The following is an 18,855-nucleotide window of genomic DNA, read 5'->3' on the forward strand; positions in this document are numbered from 1 at the left end:
TCGCCGATGTCTCGCAGGCGGCGGTGGCGGTGCTGCTGATCGGACCGGCCGGAGCGGGCAAGACGACGGTCGCGCGCTACTGGGCCGACCGCCGCCGGGTGCCGACCGCGCACATCAGCCTGGACGATGTGCGGGAGTGGGTCCGGTCCGGCTTCGCCAACCCCCAGTCGGGGTGGAACGAGCACTCCGAGGCGCAGTATCGTCTCGCCCGCCGCACCTGCGGCTTCGCCGCCCGTAACTTCCTGGCCAACGGGATCTCCTGCATCCTCGACGACGCCGTCTTCCCCGACCGCCCGGTCGTCGGCCTCGGCGGCTGGAAGCGCCATGTGGGCCCCGGGCTGCTGCCGGTGGTGGTCCTTCCGGGCCTGGAGATCGTCCTGGAGCGGAACGCGGCCCGCAGCGGGAACCGCCGCCTCAGCGACGAGGAGGTGGCGCGGATCCACGGCCGGATGGCCGGGTGGTACGGCTCCGGGCTGCCCATCATCGACAACTCCACGTACGACGTGGAGACCACGGCCCGCATGCTCGACGAGGTCGTCACCCGCTCCATCGCGAGCCCCCCGAGCTGGTAGGACCCCCCGTCCCCCTTTTCAGGGCTCGGTTCTCCCCCTAGCTTTCAGGGCTCGGTTCTCCCCCAGCTACCGCCGGGAGGTACCCCCGGTCGGAGCCACTGGAGAAGCCGTACCCGACAGGCCTGCGTACGCTCGGGGACATGTCCGAGGTGTACGCGGCCCGACGTGCCCGTCTGCACGATCAGTGCATCGCGGCCGGGAGCGCGGCGGCGCTGGTGTCCCGGCCCGCCAATGTGCGCTATCTGTGCGGCGCCGTGCCGCCCGGGGCCGTGCTGCTGCTCGGCCCCGTCCAGGACGTGCTGGTGGCCACCGAGGTCCCGTCCGGGCCCCCGCTCTCCTCGGGCCGGCCGCGGTCCGACGAGCCGCGGCTGCTGGTCGTGCCCGGCGCGGACGGCGATCCGGCCGTGGCCGCCGCCGATCTGGCCGCGGCGGACGGCGCCGAGTCGCTGGCCGTCGAGGAGCACGATCTGACCGTCGCCCGCCATCGGGCGCTCGGCGCCGCCGCCCCCCGCGCCCGCCTCGCCGATCTGGGCCGTGCCGTCGAGCAGTTGCGGCTCATCAAGGACGACGAGGAGATCTCCCGTATGCGGATCGCCGGGGAGCTCGCCGACCAGGCGCTGGGCGAGCTGCTGGAGTCGATCCTGGTGGGCCGCACCGAGCGGCATCTGGCGCTGGAGCTGGAGCGCCGGCTGGTGGACCACGGCGCGGACGGCCCGGCCTTCCCCACCGTGGTCGCGGCGGGGCCCAACGCGGGGCGCCCCGGCCATCTGCCCACCGACCGGAGGGTCGAGGAGGGCGATTTCCTCACCATCTCGCTCGGCGCGGACTACCGCGGCTACCGCTGCCAGGTGGGCCGTACCTTCGTCGTCGGGCCCTCGCCCGCGGACTGGCAGGTCGAGCTGTACGATGCCGTCTTCGCCGCTCAGCGGGCCGGGCGGGAGGCGCTGTTGCCGGGCCGGGCGTACCGGGACGTGGACCGGGTGACCCGTCAGGTGCTGACCGCCGCGGGCTTCGGAGACGGGCTGGAACCGTGCACCGGACACGGTGTGGGCCTGGAAATCGACGAGGACCCTCGGCTCACACCGTCCGCCATGGGTAAACTGGACGCTTGTGTGCCGGTCACCGTCGAGCCGGGGGTCCACCTCCCGGGCCGGGGCGGTGTCCGGATCGATGACACGCTCGTCGTCCGCCCCGAGGCGGACGGCGGACCCGAGCTACTCACCATCACGACCAAAGAGCTGCTCGCGCTCTAGCGGAACCGGGCGCGCCGGCGGTTCTCTGGTCTCCACCAGCTGCAGTCCAGGAGATCCCGCAACCGTGGCATCCACGAACGACCTCAAGAACGGCATGGTGCTCAAGCTCGACGGCGGCCAGCTGTGGTCCGTCGTCGAGTTCCAGCACGTCAAGCCCGGCAAGGGCCCCGCTTTCGTGCGCACCAAGCTCAAGAACGTGCTGTCCGGCAAGGTGGTCGACAAGACCTTCAACGCCGGTGTGAAGGTCGAGACGGCCAATGTCGACAAGCGCGGCATGCAGTTCTCGTACAAGGACGGCGAGAGCTTTGTGTTCATGGACATGGACACCTTCGACCAGATCTACATCACCCCCGAGGTCGTCGGCGACAACGCCCGCTACCTGCTCGAGGGCTTCGAGGCCGTCGTGGCGATGTACGAGGGCAACCCGCTGTACGTCGAGCTGCCCGCCGCCGTCGAGCTGGTGATCGAGTACACCGAGCCGGGGGTCCAGGGCGACCGCTCCACCGGTGGCACCAAGCCCGCCAAGCTGGAGACCGGCTACGAGATCGGTGTGCCGCTGTTCATCACCACCGGTGAGAAGATCAAGGTCGACACCCGCTCCGGTGAGTACCTCGGTCGGGTGAACAACTAACCGTGGCTGCCCGCAACAAGGCCCGTAAGCGCGCCTTCCAGATCCTCTTCGAGGCCGATCAGCGCGGCAGCGCCGTGCGGACCGTGCTCGCGGACTGGATCCGGCTCGCCCGGACCGACGACCGGCAGCCGCCGGTCAGCGAATACACGATGCAGCTCGTCGAGGGATATGCCCAGCACATCGACCGGATCGACGAGCTGATCGCCACCTACGCGGTGGGCTGGACGCTGGACCGGATGCCGGTCGTCGACCGGAACATCCTGCGGCTGGGCGCGTATGAGCTGGTGTGGGAGGACGCGACCCCGGACGCGGTGGTGATCGACGAGGCGGTGCAGCTCGCCAAGGAGTTCTCCACCGATGACTCGCCGGCCTTTGTCAACGGCCTGCTGGGCCGTATCAAGGAGCTGAAGCCGAGTCTGCGTCGTGAGCAGGAGCCCCGGGAGCACCAGGCATAGCCGCGTTCATCACAAGGCAAAGCCGCCGGGGGCGGTGGAGGACCCAGCAGGGCTCCACTGCCCCCGGCGGCACGTTTCTGCAGGTGAACAGAGAAAGAGGGACTCAGACGTCTTCGTGCTGGACCGCGCGGCGGGCGTCGGCGCCCAGCACGCCCCAGCTGATCAGCTGTTCGGTCAGCACGGACGGCGACTGGTCATAGATGACGGCGAGGGTGCGCAGATCGTCCTGGCGGATCGAGAGCACCTTGCCGTTGTAGTCACCGCGCTGGCTCTGGATCGTCGCGGCGTACCGCTGTAGCGGGCCCGCCTTCTCGACCGGCACATGGGCCAGTCGCTCCAGGTCCAGTACCAGCTTCGGCGGCGGCTCGGCGGCCCCGGCCGGGCTCGTGCCCGGAAGCAGCTCCTGCACCGGGACGCCGTAGAAGTCGGCCAGCTCGGCGAGACGCTGCACGGTCACGGCGCGGTCGCCGCGCTCGTACGATCCCACCACCACGGCCTTCCAGCGGCCCTGGGACTTCTCCTCGACACCGTGGAGGGAGAGGCCCTGCTGGGTGCGGATGGCGCGGAGCTTGGCCCCGAGCTGTTTGGCGTATTCGCTGGACATAAAGCTCCCCGGACGCTGTATCGGCGTGCGGCTGTGCCGCGCGGCTGGTCACTCACTGTGAGGTTACGCAGCGTAATTTCCATTCGTCAAGCCGAACGGAGCGGAGGGGCTCCGGCCAGGGGTGTTGACGGGGGCACTCGGTACCCCTGCTAGTGTTAATGGCGCAAATCCGACCGTCCTTTAAGGTCCGTCCCGTGAGGCGGAGAAGGAGGTCCGTTTCGTATGGACGCCCGTACCTCGGACGCGCGCTCGGTGCTGGAAGCACCGGATATCGCGCGCGTTCTCACCCGCATCGCCCACGAGATCGTCGAGCGCGCCAAAGGCGCCGATGACGTGGTGCTGCTCGGCATTCCCACCCGTGGTGTCTTTCTCGCCCGGCGGCTGGCCGCCCGGCTCGAAGAGATCACCGGCAGGCCCGGCCGGATCCCGGTCGGCTCGCTCGACATCACGATGTACCGCGACGACCTGAGGCTGCGCCCGGCCCGCGCGCTCGCCCGCACCGAGATCCCCGACGACGGCATCGACGGCCGCCTCGTGGTCCTCGTGGACGATGTGCTCTTCTCCGGCCGCACCATCCGCGCCGCCCTCGACGCCCTCGGCGACATCGGGCGGCCGCGCGCGGTCCAGCTCGCGGTCCTCGTCGACCGCGGTCACCGGGAACTGCCGATCCGCGCCGACTACGTCGGCAAGAACCTCCCCACGTCGCTGCGGGAGACGGTCAAGGTCCAGCTCACCGAGGAGGACGGCCGCGACAGCGTGCTCCTCGGGCTGCGCGAGACCACCCCAGCGGACGGGAAGTAGCGCCTCTCACCGACGGCGAGTGCCGCCCCGGCGACCGAAGGGGAACCCGCCCGACGGACCACCGGTGCCGACAGGTCACCGGTCCCCGCGCCTGCCCGCCCGCACGCCCGCACACCTCCTTCACCCACGGAGCAACCGGATGAAGCGCCACCTCATCTCGGCCGCCGATCTCTCGCGCGACGACGCCGTCCTGATTCTCGACACCGCCGAGGAACTGGCCCGGCTCGCCGACCGGCCGATCAAGAAACTGCCGACCCTGCGCGGCCGTACCGTCGTCAACCTCTTCTTCGAGGACTCCACCCGTACCCGCATCTCGTTCGAGGCGGCCGCCAAGCGGCTCTCCGCCGACGTGATCAACTTCTCCGCCAAGGGGTCCTCGGTCTCCAAGGGCGAGTCCCTGAAGGACACCGCGCTCACCCTGGAGGCGATGGGCGCCGACGCCGTGGTGATCCGCCACCACGCCTCCGGCGCCCCGCACCGGCTGGCCACCTCCGGCTGGATCAACGGCGCCGTGGTGAACGCGGGCGACGGCACCCATGAGCACCCCACCCAGGCGCTGCTCGACGCCTTCACCATGCGCCGCCGGCTGGCCTCCGGGGCGTCCGGCGTGGGCCAGGACCTGGCCGGGCGCCGGATCACCATCGTCGGCGACGTCCTGCACAGCCGGGTGGCCCGCTCCAACGTCCATCTGCTGTCCACCCTGGGTGCCGAGGTCACCCTGGTCGCCCCGCCGACGCTGGTCCCCTTCGGCGTGGAGAGCTGGCCCTGTGAGGTCTCCTACGACCTGGACGCGGTGGTCGGCAAGACCGACGCCGTGATGATGCTGCGCGTCCAGCGCGAGCGCATGAACGCCGCGTTCTTCCCCACCGAGCGCGAGTACGCCCGCCGCTACGGCCTGGACGGCGACCGGATGGCGCGGATGCCCGAGCACGCCATCGTGATGCACCCCGGCCCCATGAACCGCGGTATGGAGATCACCGCTGATGTCGCGGACTCCGACCGCTGCACCGCCGTCGAGCAGGTCGCCAACGGCGTCTCGATCCGCATGGCCGTCCTGTATCTGCTGCTCGGCGGGAACGAGTCCGCCGTCGCCGCCGCCCGCACCGAGGAGAGCAAGTGACCATGAGCGACACCCACAAGACGCTGCTGCGCGGGGCGAAGGTGCTCGGCAGTGAGCCGCGCGACGTGCTGATCGAGGGCGAGCGCGTCGCCGCGGTCGGCACCGGACTGGAAGCGGACGGCGCCACCGTGATCGACGCCGCCGGGCAGATCCTGCTGCCGGGCCTGGTCGACCTCCACACCCATCTGCGCGAGCCCGGCCGGGAGGACTCCGAGACGGTCCTCACCGGCACCCGGGCCGCCGCGATCGGCGGCTTCACCGCCGTCCACGCCATGGCCAACACCTTCCCGGTGGCCGACACCGCGGGCGTCGTCGAGCAGGTGTGGCGGCTGGGCAAGGAGTCCGGCTACTGCGACGTCCAGCCCATCGGGGCGGTGACCGTGGGCCTGGAGGGCAAGAAGCTCGCCGAGCTGGGCGCGATGCACGACTCCGCCGCCGGGGTGCGGGTCTTCTCCGACGACGGCAAGTGCGTGGACGACGCGGTGATCATGCGCCGCGCGCTGGAGTACGTGAAGGCGTTCGACGGTGTCATCGCCCAGCACGCCCAGGAGCCCCGCCTCACCGAGGGCGCCCAGATGAACGAGGGCGTCGTCTCCGCCGAGCTGGGCCTGGGCGGCTGGCCGGCCGTCGCCGAGGAGTCGATCATCGCCCGCGATGTGCTGCTCGCCGCGCACGTCGGCTCCCGGGTGCACATCTGCCATCTGTCCACCGCGGGCTCGGTGGAGATCGTCCGCTGGGCCAAGTCCAAGGGCTGGAACGTCACCGCCGAGGTCACCCCGCACCACCTGCTGCTGACCGACGAACTCGTACGCTCCTACGACCCCGTCTACAAGGTGAACCCGCCGCTGCGCACCGAGGCCGATGTGATGGCGCTGCGTGAGGCGCTCGCCGACGGCACCATCGACTGCGTGGCCACCGACCACGCCCCGCATCCGCACGAGGACAAGGACTGCGAGTGGGGCGCGGCGGCCATGGGCATGGTGGGCCTGGAGACGGCGCTGTCCGTGGTCCAGCACACCATGGTGGACACCGGGCTGCTGGACTGGACGGGCGTCGCCGACCGGATGTCGGTGCGGCCCTCGGCCATCGGCCGCCTGACCGGCCACGGCCGTCCCATCGCCGCCGGGGAGCCCGCCAACCTCACCCTGCTCGACTCGGCTTACCGTGGTGTGGTGAACCCCGCGGGCTTCGCTTCCCGCAGCCGCAACACCCCCTACGAGGGCCGCGAACTGCCGGGCCGCGTGACGTACACGTTCCTGCGGGGCCAGGCGACGGTTGTGGACGGGAAGCTGGCGTGACAACTCCGAGTCATCCGGTGGCGGGCCTCGCGGGATTTGCGGGCCTCGCGGCCGAGCAGAAATCGCAGGACGTGACGGACTGGGCCGCCAGGATCGGCTGGGTCGTCGGGCTGCTGCTGGTCATCGCGCTGGTCTACTGGCTGATGCGCGAGGGCTGGAAGTGGCGCGGCACCCTCCAGGGCGACCTCCCCGAGCTGCCCCAGGCCCCGGCCGAGCCCGGCGAGCCCAGGCTCTCGATGAGCGGCCGCTACCACGGCTCCACCACCGCCGGGCAGTGGCTGGACCGGATCGTCGCCCATGGCCTCGGCAACCGCAGCCGCGCCGAGCTCACCCTCACCGACCAGGGCGTGAGCGTCGTACGGCCCGGCGCGCAGGACTTCTTCATCCCGACCGCCGAGCTGCGCGGCGCCCGGCTCGACAAGGGCATCGCGGGCAAGGTCCTCGCCGAGGGCGGGCTGCTGGTGATCACCTGGAGCCACGGTGACCGGCTGATCGACTCGGGCTTCCGCTCCGACCACGCGGCCGAGCACAGCGCCTGGGTCGAAGTCGTGGGACGGCTCACCTCGGGCGCTGTGCCCGCCAAGACGCAATCCGAAGACACGGAAGGCGCACGTTGACCTCCTCCCCACCACAAGGGCGGGGACGCCCCCTGTCGCCCAGGGGCTCTTCCTGCTTCACAGCCGACAGCCCCCGGGACGAACCCAAGCCGAGGTCTTACATCAGCTCCACAGGCCGTAACCGCCAGCCCGGCGGCCACTACGGAACGTACCAGCCGGGAGGAAACCCGATGCCCGGATTCATGAAGAATCCCCAAAATCCCGCCATCCTCGTCCTGGAGGACGGCCGCACCTTCCGCGGCCGGGCCTACGGGGCCGTGGGGGAGACCTTCGGCGAGGCCGTGTTCTCCACCGGGATGACCGGCTACCAGGAGACCCTGACCGACCCCTCCTACCACCGCCAGGTCGTCGTGATGACCGCCCCGCACATCGGGAACACCGGCGTCAACGACGAGGACCCGGAGTCGAAGCGGATCTGGGTCTCCGGCTACGTGGTGCGCGACCCGGCCCGTACGCCCTCCAACTGGCGCTCCCGCCGCTCGCTCGACGAGGAGCTCAGCGCCCAGGGCGTCGTCGGCATCAGCGGGATCGACACCCGCGCCCTCACCCGCCATCTGCGCGAGCGCGGTGCCATGCGCGTGGGCATCTTCTCCGGTGGGGCACTCGCCGACGAGGGCTCGCTGCTGGCGAAGGTGCGGGAAGCCCCCCAGATGAAGGGCGCCGACCTCAGCGGCGAGGTGGCCACCGAGGAGGCTTACGTCGTCCCGGCGATCGGCACCAAGAAGTTCACCGTCGCCGCGATCGACCTGGGCATCAAGGGCATGACCCCGCACCGGATGGCCGAGCGCGGCATCGAGGTGCACGTGCTGCCCGCGACCGCCACCGCCGAGGACGTCTACGCGGTGAACCCGGACGGGGTCTTCTTCTCCAACGGCCCCGGCGACCCGGCCACCGCCGACCACCCCGTCGCCCTGATGCGGGCCGTGCTGGAGCGCTCCACGCCGCTGTTCGGCATCTGCTTCGGCAACCAGATCCTCGGCCGCGCGCTCGGCTTCGGCACCTTCAAGCTGAAGTACGGCCACCGCGGGATCAACCAGCCGGTGCAGGACCGCACCACCGGCAAGGTGGAGGTCACCGCCCACAACCACGGCTTCGCCGTGGACGCCCCGCTCGACGCGCCGTCCGACACCCCCTTCGGCCGTGCCGAGGTCTCCCACGTCTGCCTCAACGACAACGTGGTCGAGGGGCTGCGGCTGCTCGACCGCCCCGCGTTCAGCGTCCAGTACCACCCCGAAGCCGCCGCCGGTCCGCATGACGCCGCGTACCTTTTCGACCGCTTCGTGTCCCTGATGGAGGGCCAGCGTGCCTAAGCGCACCGACATCCAGTCCGTTCTGGTCATCGGCTCCGGCCCGATCGTCATCGGCCAGGCCGCCGAGTTCGACTACTCCGGCACCCAGGCGTGCCGGGTGCTGAAGGCCGAGGGCCTGCGGGTCATCCTGGTCAACTCCAACCCGGCCACGATCATGACCGACCCGGAGATCGCCGACGCCACCTATGTCGAGCCGATCACCCCGGAGTACGTCGAGAAGATCATCGCCAAGGAGCGCCCCGACGCGCTGCTGCCCACCCTCGGCGGCCAGACCGCGCTCAACACCGCCATCTCGCTGCATGAGGCGGGCACCCTCGACGAGTACGGCGTCGAGCTGATCGGCGCCAATGTCCAGGCGATCCACAAGGGCGAGGACCGCGACCAGTTCAAGGAGGTCGTCGAGGCCGTCCAGGCCAAGATCGGCCACGGTGAGTCCGCCCGCTCGGTCATCTGCCACTCCATGGACGACGTCCTCGCGGGCGTCGAGGAGCTCGGCGGCTACCCCGTCGTGGTCCGCCCCTCCTTCACCATGGGCGGCGCGGGCTCCGGCTTCGCCCACGACGAGGACGAGCTGCGCCGTATCGCCGGGCAGGGCCTGGCCCTCTCGCCGACCACCGAGGTGCTCCTGGAGGAGTCCATCCTCGGCTGGAAGGAGTACGAGCTGGAGCTGATGCGCGACCGCAACGACAATGTCGTGGTCGTCTGCTCCATCGAGAACTTCGACCCCATGGGCGTGCACACCGGTGACTCGATCACCGTCGCCCCGGCGATGACGCTCACCGACCGCGAGTACCAGATCCTGCGGGACATCGGCATCGCCGTCATCCGCGAGGTCGGCGTCGACACCGGCGGCTGCAACATCCAGTTCGCGGTCAACCCCGAGGACGGCCGGGTCATCGTCATCGAGATGAACCCGCGCGTCTCCCGCTCCTCGGCGCTCGCCTCCAAGGCCACCGGCTTCCCCATCGCCAAGATCGCCGCGAAGCTGGCCGTCGGCTACACCCTGGACGAGATCCCCAACGACATCACCCAGGAGACCCCGGCATCCTTCGAGCCCACGCTCGACTACGTCGTGGTCAAGGTGCCGCGCTTCGCCTTCGAGAAGTTCCCGGCCGCCGACGCCCGGCTCACCACCACCATGAAGTCGGTCGGCGAGGCCATGGCCATCGGCCGCAACTTCACCGAGGCGCTCCAGAAGGCGCTGCGCTCGCTGGAGAAGAAGGGCAGCCAGTTCGACTTCACCGGGGAGCCCGGGAGCAAGTCCGAGCTGCTCCGGGCGGCCGTCGTCCCCACCGACGGCCGGATCAACACCGTGATGCGGGCCATCCGCGCCGGAGCCACCCCCGAGGAGGTCTTCGACGCGACGAAGATCGACCCGTGGTTCGTGGACCAGCTCTTCCTGATCAAGGAGGTCGCGGACGAGATCGCCGCCGCCGGCAAGCTCGGCCCGGAGCTGCTCGCCGAGGCCAAGCGGCACGGCTTCTCCGACGCCCAGATCGCCGGGATCCGCTCGCTGCGCGAGGACGTGGTCCGCGAGGTGCGGCACGCGCTGGGCATCCGGCCCGTCTACAAGACGGTCGACACCTGCGCCGCCGAGTTCGCCGCCCGGACCCCGTACTTCTACTCCTCCTACGACGAGGAGTCCGAGGTCGCCCCGCGCGAGACCCCCGCGGTGATCATCCTCGGCTCGGGCCCCAACCGTATCGGCCAGGGCATCGAGTTCGACTACTCCTGCGTCCACGCCTCCTTCTCGCTGCATGACGCGGGCTATGAGACCGTCATGGTCAACTGCAACCCGGAGACCGTCTCCACCGACTACGACACCTCCGACCGGCTCTACTTCGAGCCGCTCACCCTGGAGGACGTGCTGGAGATCGTCCACGCGGAAGCGCAGGCGGGCCCGGTGGCCGGGGTGATCGTCCAGCTCGGCGGCCAGACCCCGCTGGGCCTGGCCCAGGCGCTCAAGGACAACGGCGTGCCGATCGTCGGCACCTCGCCCGAGGCGATCAACCTCGCCGAGGAGCGCGGCGCCTTCGGCCGGGTGCTCACCGAGGCCGGGCTGCCCGCGCCCAAGTACGGCACCGCCTTCTCCTTCGAGCAGGCCAAGGGCATCGCCGCCGAGATCGGCTACCCGGTCATGGTCCGCCCCTCCTACGTGCTCGGCGGCCGCGGCATGGAGATCGTCTACGACGAGCCCTCGCTCGCCGCGTACCTGGAGCGGCACGCCGGGCTGATCTCCGAGCACCCCGTGCTCATCGACCGCTTCCTCGACGACGCCATAGAAATCGACGTGGACGCGCTCTACGACGGCGAAGAGCTCTACCTCGGCGGCGTCATGGAGCACATCGAGGAGGCCGGGATCCACTCCGGCGACTCGGCCTGCGCCCTGCCCCCGATCACCCTCGGCGGCTTCGACGTCAAGCGGCTGCGCGCCTCGACCGAGGCCATCGCGCGCGGGGTCGGCGTCCGCGGGCTGATCAACATCCAGTTCGCGATGGCCGGGGACATCCTCTACGTGCTGGAGGCCAATCCGCGCGCCTCCCGTACCGTCCCCTTCACCTCCAAGGCCACCGCGGTACCGCTGGCCAAGGCCGCCGCCCGGATCTCGCTGGGCGCCACCATCGCCGAACTGCGCGCCGAGGGGCTGCTGCCCTCCAGCGGCGACGGCGGCACGCTGCCGATGGACGCGCCGATCTCCGTCAAGGAGGCCGTGATGCCTTGGAGTCGGTTCCGGGACGCCTCCGGGCGCGGGGTGGACACCATCCTCGGCCCGGAGATGCGCTCCACCGGCGAGGTCATGGGCATCGACTCGGTCTTCGGCGCGGCCTACGCCAAGTCGCAGGCCGGGGCGTACGGCGCACTGCCGACCAAGGGGCGCGCGTTCGTCTCCGTCGCCAACCGCGACAAGCGCTCGATGATCTTCCCGGCCCGGGAGCTGGTCGGCCTCGGCTTCGAGCTGCTGGCCACCTCGGGCACGGCGGAGGTGCTCAAGCGCAACGGGATCAACGCGACCGTGGTGCGCAAGCACAGCGAGGGCGAGGGCCCGAACGGCGAGAAGACCATCGTCCAGCTCATCCACGAGGGCGAGGTCGACCTGATCGTCAACACCCCGTACGGCACCGGCGGCCGGCTCGACGGCTATGACATCCGTACGGCGTCCGTCGCCCGCGGCGTCCCGTGCCTGACCACCGTCCAGGCGCTCGCGGCCGCCGTCCAGGGCATCGAGGCGCTGGGCCGGGGCGCGGTCGGCGTCCGATCGCTCCAGGAACACGCGGAACATCTGACCGCCGCCCGCGAGGAGTGAGGCGAGGGAGGGGGACACCGGCCGGTGTCCCCCTCTTCATGAGCCCACCGCTCTTCATGCCCACGTCCTCGCTCTTCGGCAGAAAGCCCCTCATGTACGCGCTCCTCTTCAACCTGATCTTCCGGCGCATGGACCCGGAGAAGGCCCATCACCTGGCCTTCTCCTGGATCCGCCGGGCCGCCCGCATCCCCGTCCTGCGGACGTTCGCCGCCGCCGTCCTCGCCCCCCGCCACCCGGCGCTGCGCACCGAGGCGCTGGGCCTGCGGATGCACGGGCCCTTCGGGCTGGCCGCCGGATTCGACAAGAACGCCGCCGGGATCGACGGCATGGCCATGCTGGGCTTCGACCATGTCGAGATCGGCACGGTCACCGCCCAGCCGCAGCCGGGCAACCCCAAGCGGCGGCTCTTCCGGCTGGTCGCCGACCGCGCCCTGATCAACCGGATGGGCTTCAACAACGAGGGCTCGGCGGCGGTCGCGGCCCGCCTCGCGGCCCGGCGTCCGGCCTTCCGCACGACGGTCGGCGTCAACATCGGCAAGACCAAGGTCGTCCCGGAGGCGGAGGCCGTCGCCGACTATGTGACGTCCACCGAGCGGCTCGCCGCCCACGCCGACTACCTCGTCGTCAACGTCTCCTCGCCCAATACCCCCGGACTGCGGAATCTCCAGGCCGTGGACCATCTGCGGCCGCTGCTGACCGCGGTGCGCGAGGCCGCGGACCGCACGGTCACCGGCCGCAAGGTGCCACTTCTGGTCAAAATCGCGCCGGATCTCGCCGACGAGGACGTGGACGCGGTCGCCGATCTGGCCGTCGAGCTCGGCCTGGACGGCATCATCGCCACGAACACCACCATCGCGCGCGACGGCCTCGGCCTCACCTCCCCCGCCCGGCTCACCGCCGAGACCGGCGGCCTGTCCGGCGCGCCCCTGAAGGCGCGCTCCCTGGCGGTGCTGCGGCGCCTGTACGCCCGGGTGGGGGACCGGCTGACCCTGGTCGGGGTCGGCGGGATCGAGACCGCCGACGACGCCTGGGAGCGGATTCTCGCGGGGGCGACGCTGGTACAGGGCTACAGCGCGTTCATCTACCGCGGGCCGTTCTGGACCCGGGAGATCCACCGCGGCCTCGCCGCCCGGCTTGCAGCATCCCCGTACGGCACCCTGGCCGACGCGGTCGGGGCCGAAGCCGCCGCCTAGCCGGGGGGCTCCGCCCGCCGCACCCCCGCCGGGGCTCCGCCCCGGACCCCGCTCCTCAAACTCCCCCAGCTACCGCTGGGAGGTGCCCCCTGAGGGGCTGGGATCGGGGCATCACCGCCCCGGTCCCCCCGCGTGCCGGAGGGGCTGAGGGCGCGCCCGGAAGGGCTGGAACTTTTCGAGGAGAGACCCATGACGATCCCTACTCCCACCCCCTTCGGCACCCGCCTGCGCGCCGCCATGGACGCCCGCGGCCCGCTGTGCGTCGGCATCGACCCGCACGCCTCCCTGCTGGCCGACTGGGGCCTGGGGGACGATGTGGCCGGTCTGGAGCGGTTCACCCGGACCGTCGTGGACGCCCTCGCCGAGCGGGTCGCCGTCCTCAAGCCGCAGTCGGCCTTCTTCGAGCGGTTCGGCTCCCGCGGCATCGCGGTGCTGGAGCGGGCCGTCGCCGACGCCCGCGCCGCCGGGGCGTTGGTGCTGATGGACGCCAAGCGCGGCGACATCGGCTCGACCATGGCCGCGTACGCCTCCGCCTACCTGGATCCGGCCGGCCCGCTCTTCTCGGACGCGGTCACCGTAAGCCCCTACCTCGGCTTCGGCTCGCTGCGCCCGGCGCTGGACGCGGCGCGGGCGGCGGGAGCGGGCGTCTTCGTGCTGGCGCTGACGTCCAACCCGGAGGGCGCCGAGGTGCAGCACGCGGTGCGGCCCGACGGGACGACCGTGGCGGCCACCGTGCTGACCGCGCTCAAGGCCGAGAACGCCGCAGAGGCCGCGGAGGGCCGCCTCGGCTCGTACGGGGCCGTCGTGGGGGCCACGCTCGGCGGCACCGCGCACCGGCTGGGCGCCGATCTGGCGATCGACGGGCCGCTGCTGGCCCCCGGCATCGGGGCCCAGGGTGCGACTCCCGCCGATCTTCCGGCGGTCTTCGGCGCGGCGGTGCGAAATGTCGTGCCGAGCGTCAGCCGGGGGGTGCTCCGGCACGGTCCGGACGCCGCGTCGCTGGTCGCGGCGGCCTCCCGAATGGCTGATGAAGTGCGTGCCGTGGCCGAATAACCCGGCTACTTTGTCCGTAAATGTCTGAGTCGAGCGAGTCTGACCAGGACTTTTCGTCTGTTCTCGCTGACTGGAGCGGGATCGGCCGCTAGTCTCCGACGAGAGCGAACGCGCGCTGCGTTGCGCGTTGCTCCCCAGGTGAGGGGCGACTAGGTTCCTCACCGGTCCATATCCGACAGTTCGACATCCGAGGTGACGTAGGCGTGGCTCTTCCGCCCCTTACCCCTGAACAGCGCGCAGCCGCGCTAGAAAAGGCCGCCGCGGCTCGCCGGGAGCGCGCCGAGGTCAAGAATCGACTCAAGCACTCCGGCGCCTCCCTGCACGAGGTCATCAAGCAGGGCCAGGAGAACGATGTCATCGGCAAGATGAAGGTGTCCGCTCTCCTCGAGTCCCTGCCCGGCGTCGGCAAGGTCCGCGCCAAGCAGATCATGGAGCGGCTCGGCATCTCCGAGAGCCGTCGTGTGCGGGGTCTGGGTTCCAACCAGATCGCGTCGCTCGAGCGTGAGTTCGGCGGCGCCGCCGGCTGACCCGGCCCGGCGTTTCCAGGCACTCCCGGGAACCTGGATAATCGCTCCATGGCAGCACACTCCGCACGACCGCGACTGACCGTGCTCTCCGGCCCCTCCGGGGTCGGCAAGAGCACGGTCGTCGCCCATATGCGCAAGGAACACCCCGAGGTCTGGCTCTCGGTCTCCGCCACGACCCGGCGACCGCGCCCCGGTGAGCGGGACGGCGTCCACTACTTCTTCGTGGACGATGGGGAGTTCGACAAGCTCATAGCAAATGGTGAGCTGCTGGAGTGGGCCGAATTCGCGGGCAATCGCTACGGCACCCCGCGCGAGGCGGTCATGGACCGCCTCCACGCGGGCGAGCCGGTGCTGCTGGAGATCGATCTGCAGGGCGCACGGCAGATCCGCGAGTCCATGCCGGAGGCGCAGCTGGTTTTCCTCGCTCCGCCGAGCTGGGAGGAGCTGGTGCGCCGGCTCACCGGCCGGGGCACCGAGGCGCCCGAGGTGATCGAGCGGCGGCTCGATGCCGCGCGGACCGAGCTGGCCGCCGAGTCAGAGTTCGATATGACCTTGGTCAATACCTCCGTCGAGGACGTGGCCAATGAGCTGCTAGCCTTGATGCGAGTGGCTTGATCTTCGATTCACTCTTGCCATCAGGCGAAATAAGGAAGGCTAGAGAGTGTCCTCTCCCATGACCGCGCCCGAGGGGATCATCAACCCTCCGATTGATGAGCTGCTCGAGGCCACCGACTCCAAGTACAGCCTGGTGATCTACGCGGCCAAGCGCGCGCGTCAGATCAACGCGTACTACTCCCAGCTCGGTGAGGGCCTGCTCGAGTACGTCGGTCCCCTCGTGGACACCCACGTCCACGAGAAGCCCCTCTCGATCGCGCTCCGTGAGATCAACGCGGGCCTGCTGACCTCCGAGGCCATCGAGGGCCCCGCTCAGTAGGTTCCGGATCGCTTGAGCCACCGGCCCGGCAGAGATGCCGGGCCCGTGGTGTGTCATGGGTACGTGAGCCGACCCGGCGTACCGTGACTGGACGTACGGCCCGATGCGGCATACGACGTACCCGGTGGGGAGAGCCGAGCGATGGACAAGCCCGAGGTGGTCCTGGGCGTCAGTGGCGGGATCGCCGCCTACAAGGCGTGCGAGCTGCTGCGCCGCCTCACCGAGTCCGGCCATGACGTACGCGTCGTGCCGACGTCCTCGGCGCTGCACTTCGTCGGCGAGGCGACCTGGTCGGCGCTGTCCGGGCATCCGGCGACGACCGAGGTCTGGGAGTCCGTCCACGAGGTGCCCCACGTCCGCATCGGCCGGTCCGCCGATCTGGTCGTCATCGCCCCCGCCACCGCCGATCTGCTCGCCAAGGCCGCCCATGGCCTGGCGGACGACCTGCTCACCAATACGCTCCTCACCGCGCGCTGTCCGGTCGTCTTCGCGCCCGCGATGCACACCGAGATGTGGGAGCACCCCGCCACCCAGGAGAACGTGGCGACGCTGCGCCGCCGCGGCGCCATCGTCATCGAGCCAGCCGTGGGGCGGCTCACCGGCGTGGACACCGGCAAGGGGCGGCTGCCGGACCCCGGCGAGATCTTCGAGGTCTGCCGCCGGGTGCTGGCCCGCGGCACCGAGGCGCTCACCGCCGATCTGGCCGGCCGCCATGTCGTGGTCAGCGCCGGCGGCACCCGCGAGCCGCTGGACCCGGTGCGCTTCCTCGGCAACCGCTCCACCGGCCGCCAGGGGTACGCCCTGGCCCGCGCCGCCGTCGCCCGGGGCGCGCGGGTGACGCTCGTCTCGGCCAACAGCGAGCTGCCCGACCCGGCCGGCGCCGATGTGGTGCGCGCGGGCACCGCGGCACAGCTGCGGGAGGCCGTCCTCAAGGCCGCCGCGGACGCCGACGCCGTGGTGATGGCCGCCGCCGTCGCCGATTTCCGCCCCGCGCGGTACGCCGAGGGGAAGATCAAGAAGCGCGAGGGCCAGGAGCCCGAGCCGCTCGCCCTGGTGCGGAATCCGGACATCCTCGCCGAGATCTCCGCGGAGCGCGCCCGCCCCGGCCAGATCGTGGTCGGCTTCGCCGCCGAGACCGACGACGTGCTCGCGAACGGCCGCGCGAAGCTGGCGCGCAAGGGGTGCGATCTGCTCGTGGTGAACGAGGTCGGGGAGCACAAGACCTTCGGGGCCGAGACCAACGAGGCCGTGGTGCTCGGCGCCGACGGCACCGAGACGCCCGTGCCGTACGGCCCCAAGGGCGCGCTCGCCGACACGGTCTGGGACCTGGTGGCCCGCCGCCTGGGCTGAGCGCGCGGCGGAGGCTCCCCGGGACTTCTCGCCGGGCTCGGCAGGGGCAGGACACGGCCGATCGGGCTCATGACACATTCCTGCCACGGCGGGGTGGGGCTGTATTTCGGCTTGAGGCAAGGTATGTTCCCGGTCACGGGCCTGCCCGTTCTGTGGGACGGGGATGCTTGACCGGTGGACGTGCCGGATAAACTGGCCCAGGAACCGCATCGGGCGCAGCCCCCGCGCGGTCCCGACCATGATCAGCCAGCAGCCGCTGCAACCCCAGGGAGCGATGTGTCCCGCCGCCTGTTCACCTCGGAATCCGTGACCGAGGGTCACCCCGACAAGATCGCTGACCAGATCAGCGACACCATTCTCGACGCCCTTCTGCGGGAGGACCCGCACTCCCGGGTCGCGGTCGAGACCTTGATCACCACCGGTCTGGTGCACGTGGCCGGCGAGGTGACGACCAAGGCGTACGCCGATATCGCGACGCTCGTGCGGAACAAGGTCCTCGACATCGGCTACGACTCGTCGAAGAAGGGCTTCGACGGCGCCTCCTGCGGCGTCTCGGTGTCGATCGGCTCACAGTCCCCGGACATCGCCCAGGGTGTGGACTCCGCCTACGAGCTCCGGGTCGAGGGCGACGAGGACGAGCTGGACAAGCAGGGCGCGGGCGACCAGGGCCTGATGTTCGGGTACGCCTGCGACGAGACGCCCGAGCTGATGCCGCTGCCGATCAACCTGGCGCACCGGCTCTCCCGCCGGCTGTCCGACGTCCGCAAGAACGGGACCATCCCGTACCTGCGCCCGGACGGCAAGACCCAGGTCACCATCGAGTACGACGGCCACAAGGCGGTCCGCCTGGACACCGTCGTCGTCTCCTCGCAGCACGCCTCCGACATCGACCTGGACTCGCTGCTGGCGCCCGACATCCGGGAATTCGTGGTCGAGCACGTGCTGAACGAGCTGGTCGAGGACGGCATCAAGCTCGACACCGAGGGCTACCGGCTGCTGGTCAACCCGACCGGCCGCTTCGAGATCGGCGGCCCGATGGGCGACGCCGGCCTCACCGGCCGCAAGATCATCATCGACACCTACGGCGGCATGTCCCGCCACGGCGGCGGCGCCTTCTCCGGCAAGGACCCCTCCAAGGTCGACCGCTCCGCCGCCTACGCCATGCGCTGGGTCGCCAAGAACGTGGTGGCCGCCGGCCTCGCCCAGCGCTGCGAGGTGCAGGTCGCGTACGCCATCGGCAAGGCCGAGCCGGTCGGCCTCTTCGTCGAGACCTTCGGCACGGCGGCGGTCGACGCCGAGAAGATCGAGAAGGCCATCTCCGAGGTCTTCGACCTCCGCCCGGCCGCGATCATCCGCGACCTCGACCTGCTCCGCCCGATCTACGCCCAGACCGCGGCGTACGGCCACTTCGGCCGCGAGCACTCCGACTTCACCTGGGAGCGCACCGACCGCGTCGACGCCCTCCGCGCGGCGGCGGGTCTGTAAGCCCCCGGCTCGATTCACCGATCCCGACGAAGGCCCGGGCGTCCCTGCGGCGTCCGGGCCTTCGCATGCGTCCCTGTCCGTGCGGTCTGCTAAGACTTGATCTGTGAGCAGGGACAACGAGCGGCCGAGGGATCCGGCGGAGGCGCCGGAGGCGTCGGAGGCGCCGGAGGGGGAGCAGCTCGCGCTCATTCGGGAGACGGTGCGCAAGGCCAAGGTGCCCAAGGCCAAGCCGCGGACCTGGCGGGGGGCGGCGCTGGCCGCGGAGCGGCCGGTGGCGCGGGTGCTGGTCGACAAGGGGCCGGTCCACCTCGACAAGCTGTGGGACTACGCGGTGCCGGCCGAGATGGA

At 70.9% G+C, this 18,855-nt stretch carries 18 protein-coding genes and 1 pseudogene; 18 read left to right on the forward strand and 1 reads right to left on the reverse strand.

The features are described 5' to 3' along the window. From GWI24_RS21335 to nusB, 4 genes are all read left to right on the forward strand, one after another. Positions 1–572 (forward strand): AAA family ATPase (locus GWI24_RS21335; protein WP_210947522.1); only part of this gene is annotated, 572 nt, incomplete at its 5' end. A gap of 140 nt (positions 573–712) precedes the next feature. After that, positions 713–1,825 (forward strand): aminopeptidase P family protein, encoded by a 1,113-nt coding sequence (locus GWI24_RS21340; RefSeq protein WP_210947523.1) that lies wholly within the window; start codon positions 713–715, stop codon positions 1,823–1,825. 64 nt (positions 1,826–1,889) lie between these two features. Beyond that, positions 1,890–2,456: an elongation factor P gene (efp, locus tag GWI24_RS21345; protein ID WP_037951647.1), complete on the forward strand. Its 567-nt coding sequence runs from the start codon at positions 1,890–1,892 to the stop codon at positions 2,454–2,456. Between the two features lie 2 nt (positions 2,457–2,458). Continuing rightward, positions 2,459–2,911 carry a transcription antitermination factor NusB gene (gene nusB / locus GWI24_RS21350; RefSeq protein WP_210947524.1) on the forward strand — a complete coding sequence of 151 codons (453 nt, stop codon included), beginning with the start codon at positions 2,459–2,461 and terminating at the stop codon, positions 2,909–2,911. Positions 2,912–3,014: 103 nt separating this feature from the next. Here the strand turns inward: nusB and bldD are convergent, their stop codons facing one another. Then, positions 3,015–3,515, reverse strand: a complete 501-nt coding sequence (gene bldD, locus GWI24_RS21355; protein ID WP_014056259.1) for a transcriptional regulator BldD — start codon at positions 3,513–3,515, stop codon at positions 3,015–3,017. Positions 3,516–3,737: 222 nt separating this feature from the next. On the opposite strand from bldD, the gene pyrR reads away from it, so the two are divergent. The 14 genes and pseudogenes from pyrR to GWI24_RS21425 form a co-directional block, all read left to right on the forward strand. Beyond that, on the forward strand, positions 3,738–4,316 hold the full coding sequence (gene pyrR / locus GWI24_RS21360) for a bifunctional pyr operon transcriptional regulator/uracil phosphoribosyltransferase PyrR (RefSeq protein ID WP_210947525.1): 579 nt from the start codon (positions 3,738–3,740) through the stop codon (positions 4,314–4,316). A 139-nt stretch (positions 4,317–4,455) separates the two neighbouring features. Then, entirely contained in the window at positions 4,456–5,436 is a 981-nt protein-coding gene (locus GWI24_RS21365) for an aspartate carbamoyltransferase catalytic subunit (protein ID WP_210947526.1), read from the forward strand. Positions 5,437–5,438: 2 nt separating this feature from the next. After that, positions 5,439–6,734 carry a dihydroorotase gene (locus GWI24_RS21370; RefSeq protein WP_210947527.1) on the forward strand — a complete coding sequence of 432 codons (1,296 nt, stop codon included), beginning with the start codon at positions 5,439–5,441 and terminating at the stop codon, positions 6,732–6,734. Continuing rightward, positions 6,731–7,351, forward strand: coding sequence for a hypothetical protein (locus GWI24_RS21375; RefSeq protein WP_210947528.1), 621 nt, complete (start codon positions 6,731–6,733; stop codon positions 7,349–7,351). Before GWI24_RS21370 ends, GWI24_RS21375 begins: the two co-directional genes overlap by 4 nt. A 182-nt stretch (positions 7,352–7,533) precedes the next feature. After that, positions 7,534–8,661, forward strand: coding sequence for a glutamine-hydrolyzing carbamoyl-phosphate synthase small subunit (carA, locus tag GWI24_RS21380; protein WP_247616683.1), 1,128 nt, complete (start codon positions 7,534–7,536; stop codon positions 8,659–8,661). Next, positions 8,654–11,965, forward strand: coding sequence for a carbamoyl-phosphate synthase large subunit (gene carB, locus GWI24_RS21385; protein WP_210947530.1), 3,312 nt, complete (start codon positions 8,654–8,656; stop codon positions 11,963–11,965). The genes carA and carB overlap by 8 nt, the downstream gene beginning before the upstream one ends. A gap of 92 nt (positions 11,966–12,057) precedes the next feature. Continuing rightward, on the forward strand, positions 12,058–13,158 hold the full coding sequence (locus GWI24_RS21390) for a quinone-dependent dihydroorotate dehydrogenase (RefSeq protein ID WP_210947535.1): 1,101 nt from the start codon (positions 12,058–12,060) through the stop codon (positions 13,156–13,158). A 189-nt stretch (positions 13,159–13,347) separates the two neighbouring features. Further along, complete coding sequence (pyrF, locus tag GWI24_RS21395; protein ID WP_210947531.1) at positions 13,348–14,211, forward strand: orotidine-5'-phosphate decarboxylase; 864 nt, start codon at positions 13,348–13,350, stop codon at positions 14,209–14,211. Positions 14,212–14,414: 203 nt separating this feature from the next. Continuing rightward, entirely contained in the window at positions 14,415–14,738 is a 324-nt protein-coding gene (locus GWI24_RS21400; RefSeq protein ID WP_009713618.1) for an integration host factor, read from the forward strand. A 48-nt stretch (positions 14,739–14,786) separates the two neighbouring features. Beyond that, positions 14,787–15,353: a guanylate kinase gene (gene gmk, locus GWI24_RS21405; protein WP_210947532.1), complete on the forward strand. Its 567-nt coding sequence runs from the start codon at positions 14,787–14,789 to the stop codon at positions 15,351–15,353. 58 nt (positions 15,354–15,411) lie between these two features. Then, positions 15,412–15,672: a DNA-directed RNA polymerase subunit omega gene (rpoZ, locus tag GWI24_RS21410; RefSeq protein ID WP_020867048.1), complete on the forward strand. Its 261-nt coding sequence runs from the start codon at positions 15,412–15,414 to the stop codon at positions 15,670–15,672. 141 nt (positions 15,673–15,813) lie between these two features. Further along, the gene (gene coaBC / locus GWI24_RS21415; RefSeq protein WP_210947533.1) at positions 15,814–17,022 is read left to right on the forward strand and encodes a bifunctional phosphopantothenoylcysteine decarboxylase/phosphopantothenate--cysteine ligase CoaBC; all 1,209 of its coding nucleotides are present in this window, start codon (positions 15,814–15,816) and stop codon (positions 17,020–17,022) included. 276 nt (positions 17,023–17,298) lie between these two features. Continuing rightward, positions 17,299–18,507, forward strand: coding sequence for a methionine adenosyltransferase (gene metK, locus GWI24_RS21420; protein ID WP_210947534.1), 1,209 nt, complete (start codon positions 17,299–17,301; stop codon positions 18,505–18,507). 103 nt (positions 18,508–18,610) lie between these two features. Beyond that, positions 18,611–18,855 (forward strand): annotated as a pseudogene (locus tag GWI24_RS21425) (primosome assembly protein PriA); the annotation flags it as partial.

The sequence above is a fragment of the Streptomyces sp. MK37H genome (assembly GCF_018035285.1).
GTDB lineage: Bacteria > Actinomycetota > Actinomycetes > Streptomycetales > Streptomycetaceae > Streptomyces > Streptomyces endocoffeicus.

Excerpts from the sequence above, each read along its gene's own strand:
- GWI24_RS21340 (WP_210947523.1), top strand. The coding sequence starts at position 713 with ATGTCCGAGGTGTACGCGGCCCGACGTGCCCGTCTGCACGATCAGTGC.
- bldD (WP_014056259.1), bottom strand. The coding sequence starts at position 3,515 with ATGTCCAGCGAATACGCCAAACAGCTCGGGGCCAAGCTCCGCGCCATC.
- pyrR (WP_210947525.1), top strand. The coding sequence starts at position 3,738 with ATGGACGCCCGTACCTCGGACGCGCGCTCGGTGCTGGAAGCACCGGAT.
- GWI24_RS21365 (WP_210947526.1), top strand. The coding sequence starts at position 4,456 with ATGAAGCGCCACCTCATCTCGGCCGCCGATCTCTCGCGCGACGACGCC.
- GWI24_RS21370 (WP_210947527.1), top strand. The coding sequence starts at position 5,439 with ATGAGCGACACCCACAAGACGCTGCTGCGCGGGGCGAAGGTGCTCGGC.
- carA (WP_247616683.1), top strand. The coding sequence starts at position 7,534 with ATGAAGAATCCCCAAAATCCCGCCATCCTCGTCCTGGAGGACGGCCGC.
- GWI24_RS21390 (WP_210947535.1), top strand. The coding sequence starts at position 12,058 with ATGTACGCGCTCCTCTTCAACCTGATCTTCCGGCGCATGGACCCGGAG.
- pyrF (WP_210947531.1), top strand. The coding sequence starts at position 13,348 with ATGACGATCCCTACTCCCACCCCCTTCGGCACCCGCCTGCGCGCCGCC.
- gmk (WP_210947532.1), top strand. The coding sequence starts at position 14,787 with ATGGCAGCACACTCCGCACGACCGCGACTGACCGTGCTCTCCGGCCCC.
- rpoZ (WP_020867048.1), top strand. The coding sequence starts at position 15,412 with ATGACCGCGCCCGAGGGGATCATCAACCCTCCGATTGATGAGCTGCTC.
- coaBC (WP_210947533.1), top strand. The coding sequence starts at position 15,814 with ATGGACAAGCCCGAGGTGGTCCTGGGCGTCAGTGGCGGGATCGCCGCC.